24 protein-coding genes are annotated in these 25058 nt (G+C 63.4%); 7 read left to right on the top strand and 17 right to left on the bottom strand.

The genetic code is table 11. From position 1 onward, the window contains the following. Positions 1 to 59 precede the first annotated feature (59 nt). From ACZ5RT_RS04830 to ACZ5RT_RS04790, 9 genes are all read right to left on the bottom strand, one after another. A complete protein-coding gene (locus tag ACZ5RT_RS04830) occupies positions 60 to 611 on the bottom strand; it encodes a DUF1415 domain-containing protein (protein WP_464453690.1) in 552 nt (183 codons plus the stop codon). Beyond that, positions 608 to 1810 carry an MFS transporter gene (locus ACZ5RT_RS04825; RefSeq protein WP_464453689.1) on the bottom strand — a complete coding sequence of 401 codons (1203 nt, stop codon included), beginning with the start codon at positions 1808 to 1810 and terminating at the stop codon, positions 608 to 610. Before ACZ5RT_RS04825 ends, ACZ5RT_RS04830 begins: the two co-directional genes overlap by 4 nt. Before the next feature lie 66 nt (positions 1811 to 1876). Continuing rightward, positions 1877 to 3058 carry a deoxyguanosinetriphosphate triphosphohydrolase gene (locus tag ACZ5RT_RS04820; protein WP_422169188.1) on the bottom strand — a complete coding sequence of 394 codons (1182 nt, stop codon included), beginning with the start codon at positions 3056 to 3058 and terminating at the stop codon, positions 1877 to 1879. 3 nt (positions 3059 to 3061) lie between these two features. Beyond that, positions 3062 to 4174 (bottom strand): 3-dehydroquinate synthase, encoded by a 1113-nt coding sequence (gene aroB, locus ACZ5RT_RS04815; RefSeq protein WP_464453688.1) that lies wholly within the window; start codon positions 4172 to 4174, stop codon positions 3062 to 3064. Between the two features lie 40 nt (positions 4175 to 4214). After that, positions 4215 to 4772, bottom strand: a complete 558-nt coding sequence (locus ACZ5RT_RS04810) for a shikimate kinase (RefSeq protein ID WP_464453687.1) — start codon at positions 4770 to 4772, stop codon at positions 4215 to 4217. 131 nt (positions 4773 to 4903) lie between these two features. Further along, positions 4904 to 6253 (bottom strand): type IV pilus secretin PilQ, encoded by a 1350-nt coding sequence (locus tag ACZ5RT_RS04805; protein WP_464453686.1) that lies wholly within the window; start codon positions 6251 to 6253, stop codon positions 4904 to 4906. 77 nt (positions 6254 to 6330) lie between these two features. Further along, positions 6331 to 7431, bottom strand: coding sequence for a hypothetical protein (locus ACZ5RT_RS04800; RefSeq protein WP_464453685.1), 1101 nt, complete (start codon positions 7429 to 7431; stop codon positions 6331 to 6333). Continuing rightward, positions 7428 to 8009: a hypothetical protein gene (locus ACZ5RT_RS04795; RefSeq protein WP_464453684.1), complete on the bottom strand. Its 582-nt coding sequence runs from the start codon at positions 8007 to 8009 to the stop codon at positions 7428 to 7430. The genes ACZ5RT_RS04800 and ACZ5RT_RS04795 overlap by 4 nt, the downstream gene beginning before the upstream one ends. After that, positions 8009 to 8776, bottom strand: a complete 768-nt coding sequence (locus ACZ5RT_RS04790; protein WP_464453683.1) for a hypothetical protein — start codon at positions 8774 to 8776, stop codon at positions 8009 to 8011. The genes ACZ5RT_RS04795 and ACZ5RT_RS04790 overlap by 1 nt, the downstream gene beginning before the upstream one ends. Positions 8777 to 8918: 142 nt before the next feature. On the opposite strand from ACZ5RT_RS04790, the gene ACZ5RT_RS04785 reads away from it, so the two are divergent. Continuing rightward, positions 8919 to 11351 carry a penicillin-binding protein 1A gene (locus ACZ5RT_RS04785; protein WP_464453682.1) on the top strand — a complete coding sequence of 811 codons (2433 nt, stop codon included), beginning with the start codon at positions 8919 to 8921 and terminating at the stop codon, positions 11349 to 11351. 68 nt (positions 11352 to 11419) lie between these two features. Here the strand turns inward: ACZ5RT_RS04785 and cyaY are convergent, their stop codons facing one another. Further along, on the bottom strand, positions 11420 to 11749 hold the full coding sequence (gene cyaY / locus ACZ5RT_RS04780) for an iron donor protein CyaY (RefSeq protein WP_291925879.1): 330 nt from the start codon (positions 11747 to 11749) through the stop codon (positions 11420 to 11422). Between the two features lie 12 nt (positions 11750 to 11761). Between cyaY and lptM the strand changes: the two genes are divergently transcribed. Then, positions 11762 to 12007: an LPS translocon maturation chaperone LptM gene (gene lptM, locus ACZ5RT_RS04775; RefSeq protein ID WP_464453681.1), complete on the top strand. Its 246-nt coding sequence runs from the start codon at positions 11762 to 11764 to the stop codon at positions 12005 to 12007. Then, positions 12004 to 13290, top strand: a complete 1287-nt coding sequence (gene lysA / locus ACZ5RT_RS04770) for a diaminopimelate decarboxylase (protein ID WP_464453680.1) — start codon at positions 12004 to 12006, stop codon at positions 13288 to 13290. Before lptM ends, lysA begins: the two co-directional genes overlap by 4 nt. 47 nt (positions 13291 to 13337) lie before the next feature. On the opposite strand, the gene ACZ5RT_RS04765 is transcribed toward lysA, so the two are convergent. Together ACZ5RT_RS04765 and msrP are read right to left on the bottom strand one after the other, a co-directional pair. Further along, the gene (locus ACZ5RT_RS04765) at positions 13338 to 13937 is read right to left on the bottom strand and encodes a protein-methionine-sulfoxide reductase heme-binding subunit MsrQ (RefSeq protein ID WP_422169196.1); all 600 of its coding nucleotides are present in this window, start codon (positions 13935 to 13937) and stop codon (positions 13338 to 13340) included. 28 nt (positions 13938 to 13965) lie between these two features. After that, positions 13966 to 14961, bottom strand: coding sequence for a protein-methionine-sulfoxide reductase catalytic subunit MsrP (msrP, locus tag ACZ5RT_RS04760; RefSeq protein ID WP_291927439.1), 996 nt, complete (start codon positions 14959 to 14961; stop codon positions 13966 to 13968). Positions 14962 to 15052: 91 nt separating this feature from the next. On the opposite strand from msrP, the gene ACZ5RT_RS04755 reads away from it, so the two are divergent. Further along, a complete protein-coding gene (locus ACZ5RT_RS04755) occupies positions 15053 to 16543 on the top strand; it encodes a sensor histidine kinase (protein ID WP_464453679.1) in 1491 nt (496 codons plus the stop codon). A 98-nt stretch (positions 16544 to 16641) separates the two neighbouring features. After that, complete coding sequence (locus ACZ5RT_RS04750) at positions 16642 to 17022, top strand: response regulator transcription factor (RefSeq protein WP_291927434.1); 381 nt, start codon at positions 16642 to 16644, stop codon at positions 17020 to 17022. A 26-nt stretch (positions 17023 to 17048) separates the two neighbouring features. Here ACZ5RT_RS04750 and ccsB read toward each other — a convergent pair whose 3' ends face one another. The 3 genes from ccsB to ACZ5RT_RS04735 form a co-directional block, all read right to left on the bottom strand. Then, on the bottom strand, positions 17049 to 18359 hold the full coding sequence (gene ccsB / locus ACZ5RT_RS04745; protein WP_291927431.1) for a c-type cytochrome biogenesis protein CcsB: 1311 nt from the start codon (positions 18357 to 18359) through the stop codon (positions 17049 to 17051). Then, on the bottom strand, positions 18356 to 20482 hold the full coding sequence (locus tag ACZ5RT_RS04740) for a cytochrome c biogenesis protein ResB (RefSeq protein ID WP_464453678.1): 2127 nt from the start codon (positions 20480 to 20482) through the stop codon (positions 18356 to 18358). Before ACZ5RT_RS04740 ends, ccsB begins: the two co-directional genes overlap by 4 nt. 187 nt (positions 20483 to 20669) lie before the next feature. After that, positions 20670 to 21302, bottom strand: a complete 633-nt coding sequence (locus ACZ5RT_RS04735) for a c-type cytochrome (RefSeq protein ID WP_108428583.1) — start codon at positions 21300 to 21302, stop codon at positions 20670 to 20672. 87 nt (positions 21303 to 21389) lie between these two features. Between ACZ5RT_RS04735 and yihA the strand changes: the two genes are divergently transcribed. Further along, positions 21390 to 22139 carry a ribosome biogenesis GTP-binding protein YihA/YsxC gene (gene yihA / locus ACZ5RT_RS04730; protein ID WP_108428582.1) on the top strand — a complete coding sequence of 250 codons (750 nt, stop codon included), beginning with the start codon at positions 21390 to 21392 and terminating at the stop codon, positions 22137 to 22139. A 50-nt stretch (positions 22140 to 22189) separates the two neighbouring features. Then, entirely contained in the window at positions 22190 to 23155 is a 966-nt protein-coding gene (locus ACZ5RT_RS04725; RefSeq protein ID WP_464453677.1) for an alpha/beta fold hydrolase, read from the top strand. Here the strand turns inward: ACZ5RT_RS04725 and ACZ5RT_RS04720 are convergent. Continuing rightward, positions 23149 to 24063, bottom strand: coding sequence for a lysophospholipid acyltransferase family protein (locus tag ACZ5RT_RS04720; RefSeq protein ID WP_464453676.1), 915 nt, complete (start codon positions 24061 to 24063; stop codon positions 23149 to 23151). The genes ACZ5RT_RS04725 and ACZ5RT_RS04720 overlap by 7 nt on opposite strands. Next, positions 24032 to 24859, bottom strand: coding sequence for a lysophospholipid acyltransferase family protein (locus tag ACZ5RT_RS04715; protein WP_108428579.1), 828 nt, complete (start codon positions 24857 to 24859; stop codon positions 24032 to 24034). The genes ACZ5RT_RS04720 and ACZ5RT_RS04715 overlap by 32 nt, the downstream gene beginning before the upstream one ends. Between the last annotated feature and the right edge of the window lie 199 nt (positions 24860 to 25058).

Raw genomic sequence — 25058 nt, 5'->3', positions numbered from 1 at the left:
GGCATGGATTCCCACCTGCGCGGGAATGACAACGGATGCAGGAATCACCAACCAGGGTGTCAGTGCGGGCCGACATCGAGCTTTTTCCAGCCCTCGGTCCCCAACTTTTCCATGGTCTCGATGTTGGTTTCGTAAATCGTCTCGGCTTCCGGGAACGCCTCCACCGCCCGATCGATGCTTTCCTCACGCAGCAGGTGCAGCGTGGGGTAAGGCGAGCGGTTGGTGAAATTGCCGATGTCGTCCAGCTCGGTGTCGGCAAACTGGAACTGCGGGTGAAAACTCGCGACCTGGAACACGCCTTCCATGTCGAGCTCTTGCAACACCGCATCGGCCTCGTCCAGAAAGTCGTTGAACTCCAGAAAATCCTGCAGCATCTGCGGCACGATCAAGAGCACGGTCTCGCGCTCTTCGGCGGGCATGGCGGCCAGCGCCTGCAACTGCTCAATCAATTCGTCGCGCAAGCCTTCGAGGCCTTTGGCTTCGCTCACCACGTAATGGATCTGGCCCTTGACGTGCGGGGCTTTGGCAAAGGGGCAGAGGTTCAGGCCAATCACGGCGCGTTCGAGCCAGCGCACGGTGTCGGCAATTTCAGGGGTGTTCATGTCGGTCATGGGCGAGATTGTGCCTGTGCGAGCAAGCGACCCACGACCCAAGCCAGCACCGCCCCCACCCCACAACAGCCCACCGTGACCAGCGGTGTGAGCTGCCAGCCGCCTGCACGCGCGGCCACGGCCGCCACCACGGGGGGGCCGACAAACTGGCCCAGGGCCGAGAGCTGCTGCACCCAGCCCACGGTGGTGGCCACTTGTTGCTCACCCGGGGCCAGGCGAACGGCCAGGCTGAACAAGGTGCCCGGCACCAAACCGCCCATCCCGGAGAACAGCAACACCCCGGCAAAACGCAGCCAAGGCAGGCTTTCGGTGAAGGGTGCGAAGGCCACGGTGCTGCCCAGCGCCATGGCGCCAAAGCCCAGCCACAGCGTGCTGCGGGGTGCCCAGCCGCGCTGCAGCAAGCGGCCCGAGGCCATGTTGCCGACGATGTTCACCGCTGCAGCCAAGGCCGTGAGCACGCCCAGCAACGCACCGCCGACACCAGCGGCGGCGTAAATGGACGGCAGAAAACCGACCACCGCCAGCCACTGGCCCGAATACATGCCAAAAGTGAGGGCCACCAGCCATGGGCCGGGGGCGCTCAAGGTGCGGCGCAGGCGCTGCCAGGCACCTTGCCCAGCGGCGGCTGTGTGGGCCACTGGGTCGGCGGGCACGCTGCGCCACAACCACGCGGCCATGGCCAGCGACACGGCAGCAAACAGCCACCACCAAGCGCCCCAGCCCCATACCGGAATGAACAGCGGCCCAGCCAGCAAAGCCAGCGCTGTGCCGGTGGGCATGTACGCGCCCCACACGCCCAGCATGCCGGGCAGCTGCGCGGGCAGCACCAGGCGGCGAATCAAAGCGGGCGCGGGCAAAGCCACCAGCAAAAAGCCCATGCCTTCGATGGCCCGCAGCAACAGCAACGCAGTGACTGAGGTGGCGAACCCACCCAAACCGCTGGCCAACGCCAACAGGCACAGGCCGCGCACCATGCTGCGTTTGAGACCCATGCCATCGGCCCACAAGCCCATGAACACGGCCAGACTCAAACCAGCCAGCTGCACCATGGACAAAAGGAAACCGGACTGCAGCAGCGTCAGACCCAGCTCGGCCTGCAGCGCGGGCAAGGCGGGCGGCAGCTTACCCACCTGCAAGGCCGCCACGCCGCCAGCGATGACGACGAGCCAGGCGGTGCGATGTTGGGGCGTGGTGGTCATGCTGCAAAGCCTCCGATCACCCGTTCGCGAGCAGGGGCTCGCTCCCACCAAGACCGCTCAACTGGCTCACAGCAGCTTGCGACCCGTCAGGCGTTCGTGTTCGCGCAAGGCGAAACGGTCGGTCATGCCAGCGATGTAGTCGGCCACAGAGCGGTGCAAGTCGGCACTGGCCGCGAAGTCGGCGGACATCTCGGAGGGCTGAGCCACGTAAGCGGCGAACAACTCGCGCACAGCCTGTTGCGCCTGTGCGGTGGTGTGCATGACCTGCGGGTGGCGGTAGAGCTGCGCGAACAAAAACCTTTTGAGCTCGCTGCTGCGAGACTTCATCTCTGCGCTGAACGACACGAGCGGCCCGGCCTGGCGGGCTTCTTCCAACGAGCCAACACCCGCCTGAAACACAGCCTGGCGGGTGGTGTCGATCACGTCGTAGACCTGGTCGCTCAGCATGCGGCGGATGGTTTCGTACAGCAGGCGGCGCGGCTTTTCCGACAAGCCCGGATGCTCGGTCAAAGTCTGCTGGTGGTAATGCGCAAACAGTTCCACCTGCAGCAGTTGCTCGATGCTGATCAGCCCGGAGCGCACGCCGTCGTCGATGTCGTGCGCGTTGTAGGCAATCGCATCGGCCAGGTTGCACAGTTGCGCCTCCAGGCTGGGCTGGGTGCGGTCGATGAAGCGCCGCCCGACTCCACCGGGCTCGGCCAGCTCCAGACGCTCGGCATTGGCCCGGGAGCAGTGTTTGAGCACGCCCTCGCGGGTTTCAAAGCTCAAGTTCAGGCCATCGAACGCCGGGTAGCGCTCTTCGAGTTGATCGACCACGCGCAGGCTTTGCAGGTTGTGTTCAAAACCGCCGTGCTCGGCCATGCATTCATTCAGCGCGTCTTGCCCCGCATGCCCAAAAGGCGTGTGGCCCAGATCGTGCGCCAGCGCCACAGCTTCGACCAAATCTTCGTTGAGCCCCAGCGCCCGGGCAATCGAGCGGCCCAGCTGCGCGACTTCGAGCGAGTGCGTCAGCCGCGTACGGAACAGATCGCCCTCGTGGTTCAGGAACACCTGCGTCTTGTAGACCAGCCGCCGGAACGCGGTGGAGTGCACGATGCGGTCACGGTCCCGCTGAAAAGCGTTGCGCGTGGGCGCTGGCGGCTCGGCAAACCGTCGGCCCCGAGTTTGCGCCGGGTCACAGGCCAGCGCCGACAAGCTGGCCAGTGGCTGGCTGGAACCGACGGACAGATCCAATGACTCGGCGTACATGGTTCAAGTGCAGCAGGCGTTGATCACCTCACGCACCATGGCGTCGGGCGCACCGCACACGGTGGCTTTGCCGGGGCCGTCAATCACCACAAACTGGATGTCGCCGCCGATGGCTTTTTTGTCGAGGCGCATGTGTTCGATGTAATGGCCCGCATTGTCGGCCGCGTCAATGACCGGGCCGCGCACGGGCAGGCCTGCACGCGCAATCAAAGCCCGCAAACGCGCCACAAAATCGGCGTCCACTTTGCCCAGACGCTGCGAGAGTTCTGCCGCCATGACCATGCCGCAGCCCACGGCTTCGCCGTGCAGCCAGACGCCAAAACCCAGACCCGCCTCGATGGCATGGCCAAAGGTGTGGCCAAAATTCAAAATGGCCCGCAGGCCCGCTTCGCGCTCGTCTTGCCCGACCACCCAGGCCTTGATCTCGCAGCTGCGCTTGACAGCGTGCGCCAGCGCGGCCGGGTCTTGGGCGATGAGGGCGTCGATGTTGGCCTCGATCCAGTCCAAGAAAGCCATGTCGGCAATCGGGCCGTATTTGATGACTTCGGCCAGGCCCGCGCTCAGCTCGCGCGGGGGCAAAGTGGTCAGGGTGTTCAGGTCGCAGACCACGCGCACGGGTTGGTAGAACGCGCCGATCATGTTTTTGCCCAACGGGTGGTTGATGGCGGTCTTGCCGCCCACCGACGAATCCACCTGCGACAAAAGCGTGGTCGGCACCTGCACAAAGGGCACGCCGCGCATGTAGCTGGCGGCTGCAAAGCCGGTCATGTCGCCCACCACGCCACCGCCCAAGGCAAACAGCACCGTCTTGCGGTCGCAGCCTTGGCCCAGCAGCGCGTCAAAAATCAGGTTCAGGGTAGGCCAGTCCTTGTGCGCCTCGCCATCGGGCAGCACCACGGTGTGCACCTGCTTGTAATGCGGGGCAATGGCGCTGCGCAAAGCGGCTTCGTACAGCGGGGCAATCGTGTCATTGGTCACGATCATGGCTGTTGTCGCCTTGGGCAGGCCGGCCCAGGTGTCAGGGCGGCCGAGCAGGCCTTGGCCAATCAGGATGTCGTAACTGCGGTCGTCCAGCGAAATGGCGACCTTCTCAATGGGGAATGTGGACTCGGACATAGCCCCAAGTGTAGGGGGTGCGAGAGGGGATCCCGGCGTTTCAGGGTTTGTGTGCGGGCTGCAAGGGCGCAGGCGTGCTTGCGGGCAGGTGTCCGGCCAGCTCCAGCTGCATGATGATGATGTTGACCAGCGTAGCCACCGAGGGGCGGCCGGTTTCAATGACGAAATGGGCCGCCTCGCGGTACAGCGGGTCACGCGCCTCAAACAAGGCACGCAGGCGGCTCAAGGGGTCGTCCACCTGCAACAAAGGGCGGGCTGTGTCGTGGCGCACACGGCGAAAAACGTCTTCGGGCGTCGAGCGCAGGTAAACCACGTGGCCGCGCTCACGCAGATGGCGACGGTTGGCTTCGCGCAAGACCGATCCGCCGCCTGTCGCGATCACCCCCTCATGGGTTTGGGTCAACTCGTCCAGCACCTGTTGCTCCACATCGCGAAAGCTGTCTTCGCCTTCACGGGCAAAGAACTCCCGAATCGAACAGCCCAATTGGTGCTCGATCACATGGTCAGAGTCGACAAAAGGGAGCCCCAAGCGGCGTGCCAATTGCCGGCCAATGGTGGTTTTGCCCGAGCCCGGTAGGCCCACGAAGATGATGCTCAAGAAAGTCTCACACTGGAAATATTGGCTGGTCCACCCACAAAAAATGCCCAGCACTTCAGAGCCTGCAAGTGTATTCGACCAGCCTGGCCCAGCTTGAAGCGCGCTGCGCTGGGGTCAAAGGGCAGCGTGCTTCAAGGCGGCAGAGTGGGCGGGCCATCGGCCACCACGCGGGGCGTGAGGAAAATCAACAACTCACTTTTGCGCCGGGTCTGGTCCCGGTTTTTGAACAGCCACCCCAGGCCAGGCACATCGCCCAGACCCGGCACCTTGGCTTCGTCGTTGCGGTTGGTCTCTTCGTAAATGCCGCCCAGCACGACGGTGCCGCCATCCTCCACGCGCACCTGGGTCTTCACATGCTTGGTGTTGATGGCGTAACCCGCCGGGGTGATTTGTCCGACGCTGTCGCGGTTCACGTCCACATCCAGCACGACCGAACCATCGGGCGTGATCTGGGGCGTCACCTCCAGCTTGAGGTTGGCCTTTCGGAAGGAAATCGCGGTCACGCCATTGCCCAAGGCCGTTTGATAAGGCAACTCGGTGCCCTGCTCGATCAAGGCCTTGGTCTGGTCGGCTGTCACCACCCGGGGGCGCGACACCACCTTGCCCAACCCTGCGGCTTCCAGGGCCGAAATTTCCACGTTGATGAACCGGTCGGCCGCGGCATTGAACAGCGAGACGGCGAAGGTGGCCGGGGTGTTGAGCGTTTGGCCAGCCGATCCCGCAGGCAAATTCACCTGGTTGCCGGCCACCGTACCGGCCGCTGAGGGCTGGTTGCTGGCACCCACGGCCAGCGTGTTGGAGCGGCCTTGCACCTTCATGGGGATCGCCAGACCCGTGCCCAGCTTCACACCGAGCGACTGCCCAAACTGGTCATCGGCCTCCACGATGCGGGCCTCGATCAAGATCTGCCGAACGGGCACATCCAGTTGCGCCAGCATTTTTTGAAGGTCCAGCACCCGTGCGGACAGGTCCGAGATGAAGAGCTGGTTGGTGCGAGGCTCGGCCAGCACACTGCCACGGGCACTCAACCAGCGCCCCCCTATGCTGCCGGCTGCGCCACCCTGCAGGCGCTGGGCCACCTCGGTGGCACGGGCATATTGCAAACGCAAGGACAGCATCTGCAAGGGGCTGACCGCCTCCAAAGCGGCTTGGGCATCGTGCTGCTTTTTCTCGCGCAGGGCCCATTCGCCCTGCGGTGCGATCCACAGCACACGGCCCTCCTGGCGCGACACCAGTCCCTTGGACTGCAGCACGATGCTCAAAGCCTGCTGCCACGGCACCTCGTTCAAACGCACGGTCACGGGTCCGCTGACGCTGTCGGTCGGCACCAGGTTGAGCCCTGTGAAGTTGGCAAACACCTGCAGCAGGGCTTTGATGTCGATGTTCTGAAAATTCAGGCTGATCGGCTTGTCGTCGGGCACAGCCACCGCACCCGCTTGTGATCCTGGCGGTGGCGAGGTCCGTTCGGGGCTGTGCGGCATTTGCGCCGCCACCCACCCTGCGCTGCAAACGCATGCCAGCCACACGCTGCTGCGGAGTCCGTATCGCTTGAAATGCTTCATGGCTTCCCACTCCCCATGCTGTGACCCTCTGCGGCGGGCCGCATGCCGTCGAGCTGGATCACCGGTTCTTGCGCCAAGCGCAGGCTCACGCCGTCCTCGGCGATGGCGACCACCCGATGGCCTTCCTGCGTGACACGTTGCCCCAGACGCACCTTGGCCCCATGCGGTCCGGCCGACAAAATCGCGTGCCGATCGCTGCCCTGCTGCCACAAGCCCACCCAACGTACCCGGGCCAATGGCCAGTGACGCGGGTCCGGCGGCAAGTCTTCGGCGGCTGCGCTGGCGAGCCCTGTGCCGGTTGCCGCTGCGCCAGTGGCTTGCCGCTCATCTTCCGAACGCACGCCTTCCGCACGCGCGGCAGCGCCCGCAAGGGCGCCGGAAACAGCCGTCTCTGCAGCAAACAATGCAGGCGCCGAACGGGACAGGGGGGACGCCGACGAGGGCACGATCCAGGCCGTTGGCAGTGCCTGTGCCCCAGCGCCCTCTTCGCCCGGACGCATCCAGATGCGCAGCACCACATCGATCTGGACTTCGGCCGCTTGTGGCAGGGCCGCCACGCTGATGCGGTCCAGGCTGCAGACCGGCCCCGTCTCGGCGCAGGCCGCCCATGCCCGGGTCCAGTCCTCGAAACGACCCTGCACACGCAAAGCCGCCGCCTGATGGGGCAAGCTGGCAGGCTGGGCGGCACCGCCACTGGCGGACGCGGACGAGACGACGGACTCTGAGGCCAAGGGGCGCAGCGATTGCAAGCGCAAACCATGCGCCGCCAAGAACTGCTGCCAATCGGTCCAGATTTGCCCCTGCTGTGTCACGGCAGGCAAGCTGGCCAGTCGGCCCTGCACACCGCTGGGCATGGCCTGGGCTGGGGGCGTGGCTGCGGCCACAGGCACGGCGGCCAACTGCTGCGACAAAGTGGCCACCGCTTGTTCGGCCTGCGCATGGTCTTCGCGCACCTCTGGCTGCGCCAGCCACACCAGCGCCACGCCCAGCGAGCAGCCGGTCAGGGCGTAGACCCACCGACGCCACCAGCGTGCGGTCAGCCGCTGCAGGTGAGGCCAGTGCAAAGCGCCCAGCGGCATCACGGCCCAACGCTTCATGGTTTGGCCCTCTGGGTGCGCGCAGTCGGTGTGGCCGCCACCGCTTGGGCCTGTGGCCACTGGGTTTGCCAGACAACGTTCACCTCACCTGCGGGACCGGCTGTCATGCTGGTCAAGGCCAGCGCTTGCGGCCATTGCGCCGACAAGCTTTGCCGTACTTCAGACACGGCGTCAGCGCGCTGCAGGGTGCCGTGCAGCTCGATTTTTTCTGCATCAGAGTGCAAGCGCAGCAGCTTCAGGCCCCGCTCCCTGGCTTCTTGCTGCAAGCTCTCGTGCAGGCTCACCCAGGTGTGCTGGTGCTCGGCGATCTGCTGGAGCTGGCGGGCTTGTTCGGCTTGACCGCGCAGCCGGGTTTGCTGGCGTGCGGCTTCCTGGGCCTGCTGTTGCTGCGCCCGCAATGCCCCTTGCAAACGGCTTTGCGCCAACTGCAGCTGCGCCGTCTCGATCACCTGCACATGGTGCCAAGCCCAAGCCAGCGAGGCGCCGACCAGCAGCCCGGCCAAGCCGCTCCACCAGCGGTGAAAAACCTTTTGCTGCTGAGCCAGGCCCGGGTGATGGAGCAAATTCAGCGCACGCATCACTGCCACGCCTTCAGGGCCAAGCCTGCCGCCACCAGGCGTGGGCCACCGGGCGTGGCCATCACCTGATGCAGGGCTTCTTCGATGGCGGCTTCGGAGTCCACCGACGCCTGAGCGGCTTCGTGCTCTGACCGAGCAGCCGGTCCGCCCAGCTTGTCCAGCCGAAACTGCCAGTCCTGCGGCGCTTGGGTCCACAGACTGGCCACCCCGCCGCGCAACGCACGCGCACCCCGCTGTGCGGCCTGCAGTTCGGACTCGACGGCGGCCAGTCGCCAGCCTGCCGCGCGGGTGCAGCTTTTGAAGTCCGCCATCCGGGCTTGTGCACAACCCATCCAGTGCACGCGCTGGACCAGGCCATCGGTCAGTGGCGCGGGTTCAAAGTCGAAATTCACCGCGTCGGGCTCCAGCTGCAAGGCCTGGGCCACTTCCAGCTGCACCTCGTAGACCCAGTCTTCTTCGGGCAAGTCGGCGGGAAAGTCGATGTACCCCTGCTGAATCAGCGCCAGAGGCAAAGCCATGTTGAGGCGATGACGCGCCCCGCCACCCAAGCGCCCATGCTGGCGCAAGTGCTGGCTCAGCCAGCTCAGGTCTGAAGCGTCCACATCAGCGGGTGCAGGCAAAGCCACCAGGGTCTGGACTTTGGCCAAGTTGTGGATGGGGCGAGTCAAGCCGCCCAACACCCAGGCACCGTCGTGTGGTGCCAGGCCCCAGGCATGGCGGACCGATCCTTGAGCCCACCGTTGCCACCAACGCGCCAATGCCTGCATGTCGAGCCTCCCCAGAAACGGCCTGAATGGTCTTCACTGCAAGGTTTTGTAACATGATTCGGCCGAGGTGACAATTTTTTGAAAACCAAAGTGTTTAAAAATCTCTTCGAATTGTCCAAGCACGGAGGCGGGGATTTTTATAATGGCCCGCAGCCCGCGCCTTGTTGGCTGCCCCAACAGCCCACCTATGCCCTCCAAAGACACCGCCTCCCCAGACAAACAAAAAGCCCCAGCGAAGGGTGCCGCGCCTGACCTTTGGTCCTGGGTTTTGAAACTGGCCGCATGGGCCGTGGGCCTGGCTGCCGCTGGACTGGCGTCCATCTTGCTGGTGGTGGGCGTGGCCATGGTGATCGCCTACCCCAACCTGCCGGACATTTCCGACCTGGCCGATTACAAGCCCAAGTTGCCGCTGCGTGTGTTCACGGAAGACGGGCAGTTGATGGGCGAGTTCGGCGAAGAGCGGCGCAACCTCACGCCCATCCAGGACATTCCCCAAGTCATGAAAGATGCGGTGTTGTCCATCGAAGACAACCGCTTTTACCAACACGGCGGCGTGGACTACTTGGGCATCTTGCGTGCGGGCATTGCCAACGTGGGCCGCATGAAAAGCCAGGGGGCCTCGACCATCACCATGCAGGTCGCCCGCAACGTGTACCTGTCGTCCGAGAAAACCTACACCCGCAAGATTTATGAAATTTTGCTGACCTACAAACTCGAACACATGCTGACCAAGGACCAGATCCTTGAGATCTACATGAACCAGATTTTTCTGGGCAACCGGGCTTATGGTTTTGCCTCGGCGGCCGAAACTTATTTCGGCAAACCGCTCAAGGACATCAGCATTGCCGAAGCGGCCATGCTGGCAGGCTTGCCCAAAGCGCCTTCGGCCTACAACCCGATCAACAACCCCAAGCGCGCCCGTTCACGCCAGCTCTACATCATCGAGCGGATGGAGGACAACAAGTACATCACGGCCGCCCAGGCCAAGGCGGCCAAGGCCGAACCGCTCAAACTGCGCTCGGCTGCTGACAAAAAAATCCTGCACGCGGAATATGTGGCCGAAACCGTGCGGCAAATGGTCTTTGCCCAATACGGCCAGGAGACTTACACGCGTGGTCTGAATGTGTACACCACCGTGCAATCGGCCGAGCAAATGGCCGCCTACAAAGCCTTGCGCCAGGGCATCATGGATTTTGAGCGCCGCCAGATTTACCGTGGCCCCGAGAAATTCATCGATCTGCCTGCAGACCCCAAAAAGATGGAAGACGCCATCGACGACGCGCTCGAAGACCACCCTGACAACGGCGACGTGCTGTCGGCCGTGGTGCTGGAAGCCTCACCCCGCAAGGTGGTGGTGATTCGGCAGAACGGCGAGCAAATCACCATCACGGGCGACGGCCTCAAACCAGCGCAATCGGGCCTGTCCGACAAAACGCCTCCGGCCAAGCAAGTGCGCAAAGGTGCCCTGGTCCGCATCACCCAAACCCCAAAAGGGGCTTGGGAGATCACCCAGCTGCCCGAGGTGGAAGGCGCATTGGTGGCCATCACGCCCCAGACGGGCGCAATCCGGGCCTTGGTGGGCGGCTTTGACTTTGCCAAAAACAAATTCAACCATGTGACGCAGGCCTGGCGTCAGCCGGGCTCCAGCTTCAAGCCCTTCATCTATTCGGCTGCACTGGAAAAAGGCTTCACGCCCGCCACGGTGGTCAACGACGCGCCTTTGTTTTTTGACAGCGGCGTGACGGGCGGTCAGCCTTGGGAGCCCAAGAACTATGACGGCAAGTTTGACGGCCCCATGAGCCTGCGCACAGGTTTGGCGAAGTCCAAGAACATGGTGTCCATTCGCGTTTTGCAGGCGGTCGGCCCTCGCCCCGCCCAGGAATGGGTGACCCGTTTCGGCTTTGACGAAGACAAGCACCCGGCCTTTTTGACGATGGCGCTCGGCGCAGGGTCCGTCACCCCCATGCAGATGGCCACAGGCTATGCGGTGTTTGCCAACGGCGGCTACAAAGTTCAGCCTCACCTGATCACGCGCATCACCGATTTCAAGGACCGGGTGCTGGTGGACAGCCCCGCCGTGGTGCAAATGAGCGAAGCGCCGGCCATCCCGCCGCGCAACGCCTTTGTCATGACCAGCTTGCTGCAAGAGGTCACGCGCTCCGGCACCGCCGCCAGAGCGCAGGGCACACTGCGTCGCCCGGACATTTACGGCAAAACCGGCACCACCAACGACGCCATGGACGCCTGGTTTGCGGGCTACCAGCCCAATCTGGCGGCTGTGGTCTGGGTTGGCTACGACACGCCGCGCAAACTGGGCGACCGCGAAACTGGCGGCGGCCTGAGTCTGCCCGTGTGGATCAGCTTCATGGAAACCGCATTGCGCGGCATGCCGGTTTCAGAGCCGCCTGTACCCGAAGGTTTGGTGAACGTGGGTGGCGACTGGGTGTACGAAGAATACGCCCGCGGAGGCGGCGTCAGCACACTGGGCACAGGCCAGGAGGGCTCAGGCAAGTCCCCCAACGCCACGCCCCCGGGGGAAGAGCGCAACCGGATTCTGGATTTGTTCAGGAACTGAGTTGCGGCCGCAAAACCCTGACCCCCCTGGCGCCGGGGGCCTGGATGGAGCGACCTGCTCTGGTCTTGTCAGGGCTTGAACAACAAGTTTTGGCCCGCCTGTTCGGACGCATAGCGCGACAGGCTCTCCCAGAACTCCCCTTGACCCTTGGTGTCCATCCAGTGCGTGCCATCAAACTTGTAATGAAAGCCACCGCAACGGGCCGCCAACCACACCTCGTGCAGGGGCTTTTGCAGGTTGATCACGATCTGGCTGCGGTTGGGAAAGGTGAGCGTGACCATGCCGCCCACGCGCTGGTTGTCGATGTCGGCGTCGGTGTCGTCGTTCAAACGGTCACTGCTGATCTCTACGCCCGCCAGCAGGCGTTCAGCTTGGTCCAGAAATTCAAGGTCGGTCATTACAATCGGTGCATGTTGAAGGTCTTGAAGATTCTAGTCACGGCGCATGCCCTTGTCGGCGGTGCGGCGATGCTGAGCGCATGCGGTCAAAAAGGCCCCCTGTTTTTGCCCAACACCCCGGAGTCTGCCGGACGCGCCACCTTGCCCGAAACGCTCAAGGTCTGGCCCGCCAAAACCGCGCCCGCTACAACCACCGTGCCGGCAGACCCAACGACAAACACCCCGGCGTCGACGCCCCCCCAACTCACCCCACCATGAACGATCCCACAACTTCTCAAGGCCTGCCCGGCCAGCCCCACGTCGCCTATGCGGGCGATCAGCTGCATGTCGAGGGCGTTCGCCTGTCCGAGCTGGCGCGCGAACACGGCACGCCTTTGTTCGTTTATTCCAAGGCCGCCATGCTCTCGGCCCTGGCCGCCTACCAGCGCGGCTTTGCCGGTCGGAACGCGCAAATTTGCTACGCCATGAAAGCCAACTCCAGCCTGGCGGTGCTGCAGGTCTTTGCCGATGCCGGCTGCGGCTTTGACATCGTCTCGGGCGGCGAGCTGGCCCGCGTGCTGGCTGCGGGCGGCGACCCGGCCAAGGTGATTTTTTCGGGCGTGGGCAAGACCCGCGCTGAGATGAAGCAAGCTCTGCAAGTGGGCATTGGCTGCTTCAACGTGGAAAGCGAAGCCGAACTCGATGTGCTGAGTGCCGTGGCCGCAGACCTGGGCAAGGTGGCCCCGGTCAGCCTGCGCGTGAACCCCAATGTGGACCCCAAAACCCACCCCTACATCTCGACCGGTCTGAAGGGCAACAAATTCGGCATCGCCCACGAAGACGCGTTGCGCGCTTACCGCCACGCAGCCAGCCTGCCGGGCCTGAAGGTGGTGGGCATCGACTGCCACATCGGCTCACAAATCACCGACAGCACGCCCTACCTGGACGCCATGGACCGCGTGCTGGATCTGGTGGCCGACATCGAAGCGGCGGGCATCGCCATCCACCACATCGACTTTGGTGGTGGTCTGGGCATCAACTACAACGGCGACACGCCGCCCGAGGCCGATGCGCTGTGGGCGCAGCTGCTGGCCAAGCTCGATGCCCGGGGTTACGGCCAGCGCCAGCTGATGATCGAGCCCGGCCGCTCTTTGGTAGGCAACGCGGGCGTGTGCCTGACCGAGGTGCTGTACCTGAAGCCCGGCGAGCAAAAGAACTTCTGCATCGTCGACGCGGCGATGAACGACCTGCCCCGCCCGGCCATGTACCAGGCCTTCCACCAGATCGTGCCGGTTTCGCAGCACTCTGGTGATGGTGTGGTGTACGACGTGGTCGGTCCGGTGTGCGAAAGCGGCGACTGGATTGGCCGCGACCGCCAGCTGGTGGTTCAAGCCGGAGATGTGCTCGCCGTGCTGTCGGCAGGCGCTTACTGCATGAGCATGGCCAGCAACTACAACACCCGGGGCCGCGCCGCCGAGATCCTGGTCGATGGCACAAAGGCCCATTTGATCCGCCAGCGCGAGTCGGCATTCGATACCTTTGCGCTGGAGCAGCTGGTCTGAAACAGGCGGTGCAGCCTGAACCGGCTGCACAAGCGCTTCCTGCAGGCTCAGGTTCGCCGTGCTGCCCGCACCAAGCGCCAGCCCAACAGGCCCGCCAAGATGCCCGCATACACCAGCACTTCGGTGAAATTCTGTTTGCCCGCCCGCATCCACCAAAAGTGCAGCACGGCGAGCACGGCCACCGCATAAACGCCCCGGTGCAGCAGTTGCCAGCGCTTGCCGCCCAGCCAGCGCACAGCCCGGTTGAACGAAGTGGCCGCCAGCGCCAGCAGAATCACAAAGGCGCTGAAGCCCAGCCAAATGAAGGGGCGCTTGAAGAGATCTTGCAAGGTATCGGCCAGGTCAAAGCCCATGTCCAACCAGGCGTAGCACAGCAGGTGCAAGCTGGCATAGCCAAACACCAGCAAGCCCAACAAGCGCCGAAACCGCAAAAGCTCCGGCCAGCCCAGCCAGCTGCGCAAAGGGCTCACGGCGAGCACCACGCACAAGCTGCGCAGTGTCCAGTCCCCGGTCGAACGGATCAGGGTTTCGGCGGGATTGGGCCCCAGCTGGTCCAGCAGGGTTTGGGCGAGCAACCAGGCCCAGGGCATGCACCCGAGCACCAGCACGACCCACCAAGCGACGGGGTGGCGCAGCGCCGCCCTCATGCCTTCACCCCCTTGAGGCAAGCCGGCATCAGAAGAACTTTTTCAAATCCATGCCCGCGTACAGCTGCCCCACCTGCGCTTCATAGCCGTTGAACATCAGCGTCTTGCGCTTCTTGGCCAGCAGCCCGTCTTCGCCAATGCGACGCTCGGTGGCCTGGCTCCAGCGGGGGTGGTCCACATTCGGGTTCACGTTGGAATAAAAACCATACTCCTGCGGCGCGGCTTTTTCCCATGACGACACAGGCTGCTTGTCGGTGAAACGGATCTTGACCAGGCTTTTGCCGCTCTTGAAGCCGTATTTCCAAGGCACGACCAGGCGCAGCGGAGCGCCGTTTTGCTTGGGCATGACTTCGCCGTACATGCCAAAAGCCAAGAGGGTGAGCGGGTGCATGGCTTCGTCCATGCGCAAGGCCTCGACATAAGGCCAATCCAAAGCCCCGCCCCGCACGCCCGGCATGGTCTTGGGGTCCGCCAGGGTCACAAACTCCACAAACTTGGCGCCCGGCTGGGGCTCCACGCGACGGATCAGCTCGGCCAGCGAATACCCGATCCATGGGATCACCATCGACCAGCCTTCCACGCAGCGCAGGCGGTAAATGCGCTCCTCCATGGCGCCCCATTTCATGAGGTCTTCCAGGTTCACGCGGCCTGGTTTTTTCACCAGGCCCTCGATCTCGACCGTCCACGGTTGTGTGACCAAGGTGTGGGCACGCTTGGCCGGGTCGGATTTGTCGGTGCCAAATTCGTAAAAATTGTTGTACGTGGTCGCGTCTTTGTAGGCCGTCAGCCGGTCCATGGTCAACGCCCCGGGCACGGTCGAAGGCACGGCTGCAAGCGCCGCCAACTGGCCTGCGCGCGGGGTTTGCGCGTGGGCTTCACGCAGGCCCCAAGCGGCCAGGGCCAAGCCCGCAGAGCCCGTGGCCATCTGGCGGATGATGTCGCGCCGCGTCAGGTACACCGACTGGGGTGTGATTTCGCTGGGCACGGGGTGCTGAAAACCGGAGGTGTCTGACTGGATGATCATGGAGGTCCCTGCAGAAGGCGGAAAATAGCTGTGTATTCTGAACTTTTTCAGAGACCCTCGCCCAAAGGGCCTCTGTTGCCAAGGAGCCCCCATGCATCCTGCCGTTGGCTTGCTGATCCAGGTCGTGATCGCCGTCCACATCGCCCTGCCCTTGGGCACCTGGTTGCTCTTGTCAGGCCGCCGCAACGACAAAACACGCCTGTGGTTCATCAGCATCTCGATTTACAGCCTGTCGCTGTGCTCCATCGCCTTGAGGCCCTATGTTTCCGAGTACCTGTCTTATCTGATGGCGTGGTCCGGGGTGTTTGCATCCTGGCTGATCATGATCGAAGCGCTCCGGCGCGAACTCCAACTGAAACCCTGGCGCTGGCCCGGCATGGGGGCAGTGGTGGGTGCCTGGGTCATTTTTCTGATCTGGCTGTACCAAACCCAGGATCTGAACACCACAGGCGTGCTGGTTTATTCGGCCACCTTCATCCTGCTGAACACGGTCCTGTCCTGGCTGATCTGGCAACTGCGGCGCACGGTCCAAAGCCGCAGCTTGATGATGATTCAGGTGGCGTTTGCCATCCATGCCGGGGCCTACCTGAACCGCATGTACCACTATCTCGTCACTGGCAACGTCGACTACCTGAACGTTTTTTCTTTCTCTTGGGTCAGCAACCTGGTGACCTTGTCGACCATCCTGGCCATGATCCTGATCTGTTTCGGCTACTGGGGATTCGCCCTCGAACGCTCCATCCAAGAGACAACCACAGCCCAAGAAGGTCAGTTGCAAGCCCAGGCTGAAAGCGACGCGATGCGCAACTTGGTCAAGGAGCGGGACCAATTGCTGATGCTCAACGCCCGCGTGTCTGCGCTGAGCAGCCTGTCGTCGTTCTCGGCGATGCTGGTGCACGACATCAGCCAACCCCTGCAGGCCCTGGAGCTGGGCCTGTACGACCTGCAAAGCCAGGTCAAAACCGCGCCAGACAAGCCCGCGTTGCAGTCGCGCATTGACGACTTGATGGTTTTGTCGGGCAAAGCCAGCGACATGGTCAGCAGCTTGCGGCGGCTGATGATCCGGGGGCAGGACCAGATGGAGCCGGTCGATTTGCAGTCGGCCATCGCGTCTGTTTTCCCGATCCTGCAAGGCGAAGCCAACCAGCGGGGCATCGACATTCAGTGGATCAACCAGCTGACGAGCGCCCGGCAGGTACAGGCCAACGAAGTGATGCTGCAGCGGATCGTGTTCAACCTGGCGGCCAATGCCATGGACGCCATGAGCAGCCTGCCAACGCCCTTGCGTTCACCCCTCCGCATCCTGATCGAACTTCTGGAGCGCCAGCGGGAAGGGCAGGATTGGGTGGTTCTGCAAATTCAGGACAACGGCCCGGGCTTTCCCAAAGACCTCTTGCAACAGCTGAGCGGGCCTGTGGTGTCCAGCAAAGCCCAAGGCTCGGGTCTGAGCCTGTTGTTGACCCAAAGCATGGTGCGACTTTGGGGTGGACAGACCGTGATGGAAAACCTGGCGGTGCACGGTGAATCCGGCGCAATTTTGCAACTGTGGCTGATGCCCACACCCGGCCAGGCATCCGCCTGAGCAGACCCCTAGACGGCGATTGAGGCAACTGGCGGGTCCAGCGGGGCCGGTTCCGGCGCGAACTGTAAAATCAATTCATACAATTTTCACAGTTGAAAATGAAAAAAACAGGATTGATCCATGTGGTCGATGACAACGCCGATATCCGCAAGATGCTGGCCTTGGTTCTGGAAGCGCATGGCTACACCGTTCAGGTGCACGACAGCGGCGCTGCTTTTTTGAGTGCGCCCGCCACGCAGCCGCCCCATGTGATGCTGCTCGATGTGCGCATGCCGGGCATGAGCGGGCTGGCATTGAACGCCCGCATGAAAGCCAGCGGCAACCGGATGCCTGTGATCTTCATGAGCGGTGAGAGTCAACCGCACGAAACGCAGGCAGCCCAAGACTCGGGCGCGGTGCATTTCTTGTGGAAGCCCTTCAACACCCGGGAAATGCTGGCCGTGATCGACCGTGTGCTGAGCGACACCCCAGCTCCTTGAATCGGGCGGGGCCTGTCCGCACCAGATCAGAGCGTGCCGTAGCTGTGCAGGCCGCTCAGGAACATGTTGACCCCGAGGAAAGCAAAGGTCGTGATGCCCAAGCCCACCAGGGCCCACCAGGCGGCCACGGTGCCGCGCAGGCCCTTCATCAGGCGCATGTGCAGCCAGGCGGCGTAGTTCAGCCACACGATCAGGGCCCAGGTTTCTTTCGGGTCCCAACTCCAGTAGCCGCCCCAGGCCTCGGCCGCCCACAAAGCGCCCAACACGGTGGCGATGGTGAAGAAGGCAAAACCCACGGCGATGGACTTGTACATCACATCGTCCAGGATTTCAAAGGACGGCAGACGCTCGGCGATGCGGCGACGGCCCAGCAAAATACCCGCCACGATGAAGGCGGACACCCCGAAGTAAACCATCCAGTAGCTGCTGGTCTGGTCATTGGCCGATTGGCGGAACACCACGGGCTCGAAGCACAACACAATGCCCAGCAGCCACAAAGGCGCCAGCTTGTACCAGCGGGTCTCGGTCGCTTGCTGCTTGATCAGGTAGGCAAAGGCCACCATGGCCGCCAAGGCAAAAGTGCCATAGCCAATGAAGTTGGCCGGCACATGCAACTTCATCCACCAGCTTTTGAGCGCGGGCACCAAGGGCTGGATTTCGTGCGCCTCGCGCACCAGGGTGTACCAAAGCAAGAAGCCCACCGCCGCACTGACCACCAGCATGACAAAGGCCCCCAAAGCGCGTGTCTTGTACTGCGCTTCGTAGTACAGGTAGAACGCCGCCGTCATCCAGCAGAACATCACAAAGACTTCGTACAGGTTGCTCACCGGGATGTGGCCGATGTCCGGGCCCAGCTGGTGGCTTTCGTACCAGCGCACCAGGGTGCCGATCAGGGCCAGGCCCACCGCCACCCAGGCCATGCGCGAGCCCAAGGACTCCAGCGCATCGCCCTGGCCACGGATGAACATGCCCGCCCAATAGAAAGCGGTGCTGATGAAAAACAGCATGCTCATCCACAGGATGGCCGACTGACTGGAGAGGAAATACTTGAGCAAAAAGACTTGTTCGGACCTGGCCAGATCACCCTGGTAGAGAGAAATGGCCAACAGCGACAGGCCCGAAACCACCAGCATCAAGGTACGCAAAGGCCGCCAGAACCAGGCCAGCCAGACCACCGCCGGCAAACTGCCAATCAGGATGGCCTGCTCGTACACGTCCATGGCGTGCTGGTAGCGGGTGAAGGCAAACACGGTGCCCAACAGCGCCAACACGGCAAAGCCCCAGTCCAGCAGCGAGCGGCTGGAAAAATAGCCCGGATTCAAAGTGACAGTCGTCATGTTGTTTTCTCGGAGCGACCCAGCAAACGGGCACTCAGTTGGTCAAATTCACGGTCCACGTCCATGGTCTTGCGGTTGGACGACAAGGCCACGCTCGCCTGGGCACCCTCGCCCTGCGGCGACAGCCAGACCCACAAGCGACGGTCCCGAACATACAGCATTGCAAAAATACCCAGGATCAAAAGGGCACAGCCCAAATAAACGATGGACTGACCCGGCGCACGGGCCACCTGGAACACGCTGGCTTGCACCTGCCTGAAGTCCTTCAGCAAAAACGTCATGGGTGCGGGGTAAAACGGGGCGTCTGACAAAGCCAGCACCGCTTGCGACATGAAGCCCTGCACCTTGTCGGCGGGCAAGGGCTTGGCCGCCGCCTGCTCTCGGGCCACGGTGTCCAGCTCCAGCAAGGTGCCGTTCAGAATGCGCACAAACATTTCGCCCGCACGGGGACGCTCGGCCTCGGGCACATTGGCCTCCAGGAAGTCTGCCAAGGCCTGCAGGCCCGCCACTTTCTTGCCCTTGACTTCCTCCTGTCCCGCAAACAAGCCCAAAGCACGCTGGGCCGAATCGGCCAGCTGCTGCGTCAACTCGGGCCGCTGCGGATCGACCGCCTTGCGGGCGTAGCGCTGCACCGCACGCTCGCGCAGCGCGGGGGTTTCGAGGGCCGCGCGCAGGCGGATGAAGCCGGTCAACTCGCCGTTCTCATCGGCCGGGGGGCGCAGGTAGCGGTAAGGTTCGCTGGGCGTCTCGCGCATGCCGAGCAAGAACACCGGCACGCCGTCGCCCGCATCCACGGGCAGCATGTAGTTGTTGTACTCACGCGCCTGGCCGGCCGCATCGCGCAGCTTGTAGCTCACGCTCGGACCCACATTGCGCAGCTCTTTGGTTTGCGTGGTTTTGTGCCCGGCGCCCAGGCGCTCGTCAATGGCGCTGCGCAAATCGACTTTGCGCACATCCACACCCGAGCCCTCGGGACCAGCGCCACCGGACATGTTTTCCACGTTGATCACGCGCAGCCCGGTGAACTCCAGGCTCATCTTCTCGTTGCCATTGGTCAAGTCGGTGCTGCCGCCGATGGTGCCTTCCACCTCAAAAGATTGGGTGGCGGCCGACATGGGCACGGCCTGCAGTTTGACGCTGGAGCCGCCGTCGTCAAAGCTGGACTGGTAAATGTTGATGCCCTTGAAGCTGGCCGGGTGGTTCACCTCGACCCGCGCTTCGCGCTTCTCGCCCGTGGCTTTGTCGTGGATGATGATGTCGCTGGCAAACAGCTTGGGCATGCCGGTCGAGTAGTACTCGACGATGAACTTTTTCAGCTCGATGACAAAGGGCAGCTCCTGCAGCAAGATGCCGTTGGACTGGTTCAGGATGGCGGTGCCCGAGGCCGTGTCTTCGGCCACCAGCAAATTGCCCCGGAAAGCCGGGTTGCGCTCGGACAGGCGGTGCTGCGCAGGCACATCGGCGATCAAGCCGCCACCGTTGTAGATTTCCTTGCCGCCAAACCACATCTGGGCGCGCACCATCAGGTCGCCATCGAGCAAACCGCCCACACACACCAGCACAATGGCCGAGTGCGCCGCAATGTAGCCGATCTTGTTGGCCGCCCCCGCCTTGGCCGCCAGCATCCAGCCTTGGCCCGCCGGGGTGTCGCGCGCTTGCAGCTTGACCTTCCAGCCGCCCGTGGCCAGCAAGGCGCCCAGGCGCTTGGCGGCGGCTTCGGGCGCTTCGTTCAAATGGCCCTCGGCCTTGTGGTGAAAGGCCTTGAGGCTTTGCTCGCGGATGTTTTCCTTGTAGTTCTTCAGATCCACCAGGATCTTGGGCGTGTTGCGGGCGATGCACAGGCTGGTGCTGACCACCAGAAAGGCCAGGATCAACAAGAACCACCAGGCGCTGTAGACGGTGTTGAGCTTGAGCGTGGCAAACAACTCGGCCCAAAACGGCCCGAACTGGTTGATGTAGTTGTTGGTGGGCTCGTTTTGCTTGAGGACGGTGCCGATCACCGACGCGATGCAGATGACCGTCAACAGCGAAATCGCAAAACGCATCGACGACAGAACCTCCAGCACGGCTTCCCAGCGAGACGAGCCACGTTCGGATTCAGGACTGGAAGCGGCAGGCATCATGGTGCAAAGGTGTCCACAGGCAAAGAAAAGCGGGCCGCTGGCCCGTTACCCGAAAAAAAGGCCGGAAATCCGGCCTTGGTGGTGGTGTCGCAGTCGGGAGCCCGATTGTGGCGCAGTCTGCTGAAGACAGACTGAAGACCCCCCTTGACCCAAGGGATTGCCCGAGGTCACAGACGTGCTGAGCGCTTCAGCGCAGACCTGCGATGTAGTCGGACACAGCCTTGATTTCGCGGTCGTTCATTTTGGAGGCGACCTGGGTCATCTGAACGCTGTTCTTGCGAACGCCTTCACGGAAGGCGATCAACTGGGCAGCGGTGTAGTCGGCGTGCTGACCCGACATGCGGGGGTACTGGGCAGGCATGCCTGCGCCATTGGGCGAGTGGCAGCTGGCGCAAGCCGCGATCTGGCGATCCGGAATGCCGCCGCGGTAGATGCGCTCACCCAGGGCCACGGTGTCTTTCTCTTTGGCAAAGCCGGGTTTGGCAGGCTTGGAGGCGAGCCAGTAAGCGATGTTGCGCATGTCGTCGTTGCTCAAACCAGCCACCATGCCGCTCATCACGGCGTTGGCACGCTTGCCGGACTTGAATTCCTGCAATTGCTTGAGCAGGTACTCGGGGTGCTGCTGCGCCAATTTGGGGTTGACGGGGGTGCCGGAATTGCCATCAGCGGCGTGGCAAGCCACACAGGCTGCGCTGTAAATGGCCTCGCCTTTGGCCAGGTCGGGTTTGGCAGCTTGGGGCGCAGGGCCGGCAGCCAAGGCAGAACCGGCCACAAACGCGGCCGACAGGGCGGTGATCAGAAAAGAATTAATCGACTTCATGGCGTGATCCAGGAGTTGGCGCAAAACCCAAGGATTCTACAATGCGTCCTGCGCCAGTTTCCTGACGCCCAAAGGCCACCCCGATTTATGACCGCCCATTCGCCCGCACCCTCTTCGGCCCCCAAGCCTTCAGCACCCGCTCAGGCTGCCCCCGCCGTGACCCCCATGGGCTGGATGCACACGGCCCGCTTTTTGACCACCGCCGCGCAGCTGCACCACCTGCCCGCGATGGACACCCCCGAAATCGCTTTTGTGGGCCGCTCCAATGCGGGCAAGTCCACCTGCATCAACACCCTGACGCAGAAGAAACAACTGGCCTTTGCCTCCAAAAAACCCGGCCGTACCCAGCACATCAATTTGTTTGCCCTGGGCAAGCAGGGCGTCACCGACGCGGTGCTGGCCGACCTGCCAGGTTATGGCTACGCCGCTGTGGCCAAGATGGACAAACTGCGCTGGCAGCAGGTCATGGCCAACTATTTGGTCAGCCGCGAGAACCTGACCGGCATCGTCATGATGTGCGACCCGCGCCACGGCCTGACCGAGCTGGACGACATCCTGCTGGAAGTGATCCGCCCCCGGGTGGAGCAGGGCCTGAAGTTTTTGATCATCCTGACCAAGGCCGACAAGCTCACCCGATCGGAACAGGCCAAGGCCTTGTCGATTGCGCGACTGCAAGCTGGGGGCGGCGAGGTCAAACTCTTTTCGGCCCTGAAAAAGCAAGGGGTGGACGAAGTGGCCCAATTGCTGTGGGACTGGACACACCCTGCGGGCGCTGCAGCGTCTGCAGCCCCTGCTGCCGAGCCACCCGAAGAAGAACCTGAAGCCCTGGACGAGTGAGCCCGCGCTGAAACCGCCACGGCTCACCGTCCCTCATGGAGTGATCCGCCGTGCATCCCGACATCCAGACCTGGCAGCAAGCCCTGCCCCACGGCATCACCTTGAGCTGCCGCGCCTGCGGCGAGCCCGGACGCCCGGTGCTGCTGTTTTTGCACGGCTTCCCCGAAGGGGCCTGGGTTTGGGACCCTCTTTTGCTGCACTTTTCGAAACCCGAAAACGGCGGCTACCGCTGTGTGGCCCCCAACCTGCGCGGCTACGAGCGCTCCAGCGCCCCGCAAGACGTGAAGGCCTACCGTGCCAAACACCTGGTGCAGGACATCGTGGCCCTGATCGCACTCGAATCAGGTCCAGCCCCGCTGGCCGCCCTGATCGCCCACGACTGGGGCGGTGCCGTGGCCTGGAGCCTGGCCAACCAGCACCCGGAGCGGCTGCGCCAGCTGGTCATCGTCAACTCGCCCCACCCCGGCCCCTTCCTGCGGGCCTTGCAACACGACCCGGCGCAGCAAGCGGCCAGTGCCTACATGAATTTTCTGGTGCAGCCCGATGCGGCCGCGCAATTGGCGGCCAACGATTTTGAGCGCCTGTTCGGGTTTTTGACGGGCCAGGACCGCTCGCTGCAATCGCTCACCGCGCAAACCGCCAAAGCCCCGGCGCACTGGCTCACACCCGCCGTGAAGGCGCAATACCGCGAGGTCTGGCAACACGGCCTGCAAGGCGGGCTCAACTACTACCGCGCATCGCCCCTGCGACCGGCCACCGCCACCGACCCGGGCGCCAGTGCCGTGCAGATCCCGCCCGAGGCGTTGCGCATCGAGGTGCCCACGCTGGTGCTCTGGGCCCAGGACGACGTGGCCCTGCTGCCTTGCCTGACCGAAGGTCTGGACACGCACGTCCCCACGATGAAGCTGGTGCCCATTGAACAGGCCACGCACTGGGTGGTGCACGAGCAAGCCGAACGCGTCATCACCGAAATCGCTGACTTTTTGCAGCCGCAGGCTGCCCGGCCGCCTCAGTAAAAAGCTGGCTCGCCCTCGGGCCGGGTCTTGAAACGCTTGTGCACCCAGTAATACTGCTCGGGCATGGTGCGCACCCACTCGGCCAGCAGGCGGTTCATGCGGGTGGTGTCTTCAGCCAGGTCGGCGGTGGGAAAGTCTTGCAGCGCGGCATGCACCTCGATGTCGTAACCCGCAGGCGTCATGCGGGTCACCACAGGCACGACCCGCGCCCCGACCACGCGTGACAAGCGCGACAGCGATGGCACCGTGGCTGCTTTTTCGACCCCCATGAAGGGCACAAAGATCGACTCTTCGCGCCCGAAATCCATGTCGGGCGACAGGTGCAAGGGCTCGCCTTTTTTGATGCCCGCCAAAATCTGGCGCATGCCCTGGTGCCGGAAATACGGCCGCACATTGCCCGAACGCTCGCGCCCCTGGCGCACCCAAGCCTCGACCGCCGGGCGCGACTGCCCCACAAAAATAAAAGCCACCGGCCCAGGCACATCGAAAGACACCGCCATGCCGCCCGCATCCAGCCCGACAAAATGCGGCGCAAACATCACCAAGGGGCCTGGCTGCTGCAAAGCCTGCACATCCCCCACCCAGTGCAGGCGCTGCCGCACCAGTGCCTCGGGCGCATGCCAAAGCCAGGACCGGTCCATGACCGACTGACCGAAGGCCACAAAGTGGCGGTAGGCCAGGGCCTCACGCTCAGGCGCAGACAACTCGGGCAGGCACTGCTTCAGGTTGACCAGGACAATGCGGCGGCGCTTGCGTGCCAGATGCCACAGCAACCAGCCCAAGCCGTGGCCCGCAACCCGGACCCAGGACAAAGGCAAGCGCGCAAACAAGCGCAAAACAGCGATCAGCACATTCACCATGGTTATTCGGGTCCGCTCAGGCCTGTCTGGGGTTTTTGTAGCGGGCATAGCCCCAGATGTATTGCGACGGGCACTGGAGGATCAGCGACTCCATGGCCTGGTTGATCTGCACCACCGCGGTGTCCAGGTCTTGGGACAAGGCGTGCCCCAGTGCCTGTGTGTGCAGACGGTAGCCACGGCCCCAGGACAAGCGCTCCCCCCAAATCAGCACCACCCGGGCGCTGGTTTGCAAGGCCAAACGCGCCGCCAAGGTCATGGTGTAGGCGGATTGGCCAAAAAACGGCGCCCATTGACCCATGCCCTCGGGGGGCACCTGGTCGGGCAACAAACCCACGGCACGCCCCGAACGCAGGGCCTTGATCATTTGCCGCACACCCGCCAGCGTGGTGGGCACGGCCTCCAGGCCTGGCCGCTGGCGCGCCAGCGTCATGACTTCGCCCAGCCCGGCATGGCGGGCGGGGCGGTAAAGCACCGTGAGGGGGCCGTGTTCGGCCGAAAAACGCAAGGCCAGCGCTTGGGCCGTGATTTCAAAGCAACCCATGTGCGGGGTCAAAAACAACACCCCCTGGCCGCTGGCATAGGCCTCTACCGCAGCGCGGTCGTCGGCCCACACCACAGGTGGCGTGCGGCCCAGCCACAAGCGAGGCAACTCGGCCGACATGCGCCCGGCCTGTCCTACGGCCCGCCACACCCCACCCCAACCCAGTCCGGCTTGGCGTGCGTTGTGCAAAAAACGGCTTCTGTAACGCCCTGAAAAGCACCAGGCCAGCCATCCCCCCGCGCTGCCCAGCAGGTGCAAGGCCCACAAAGGCCAACGGGAAAAAAAACGGAACCAGCGCAACATAGGGGGGTGATTTTGCCCTGAACCGCCAGCGGTCTGGCGAGCCCTGCTTCTGGGCGTGTCACACCGCGGCCCTGCACAAGCGCGGACCCGGCCCGTGCGCTACCTGTTTTCAGTCTGGTCCGCTACCGGTTCATGCCAAGCCCAGCTCGCCCGGCGGGCCCTACCATGGCTACAGAGCCTGAAAACACCCATTTCATTC

The organism is Limnohabitans sp. TEGF003, assembly GCF_055395455.1.
The sequence above is the reverse complement of the archived record's forward strand: the minus strand, read 5'-3'. Positions and strand labels throughout refer to the sequence as shown.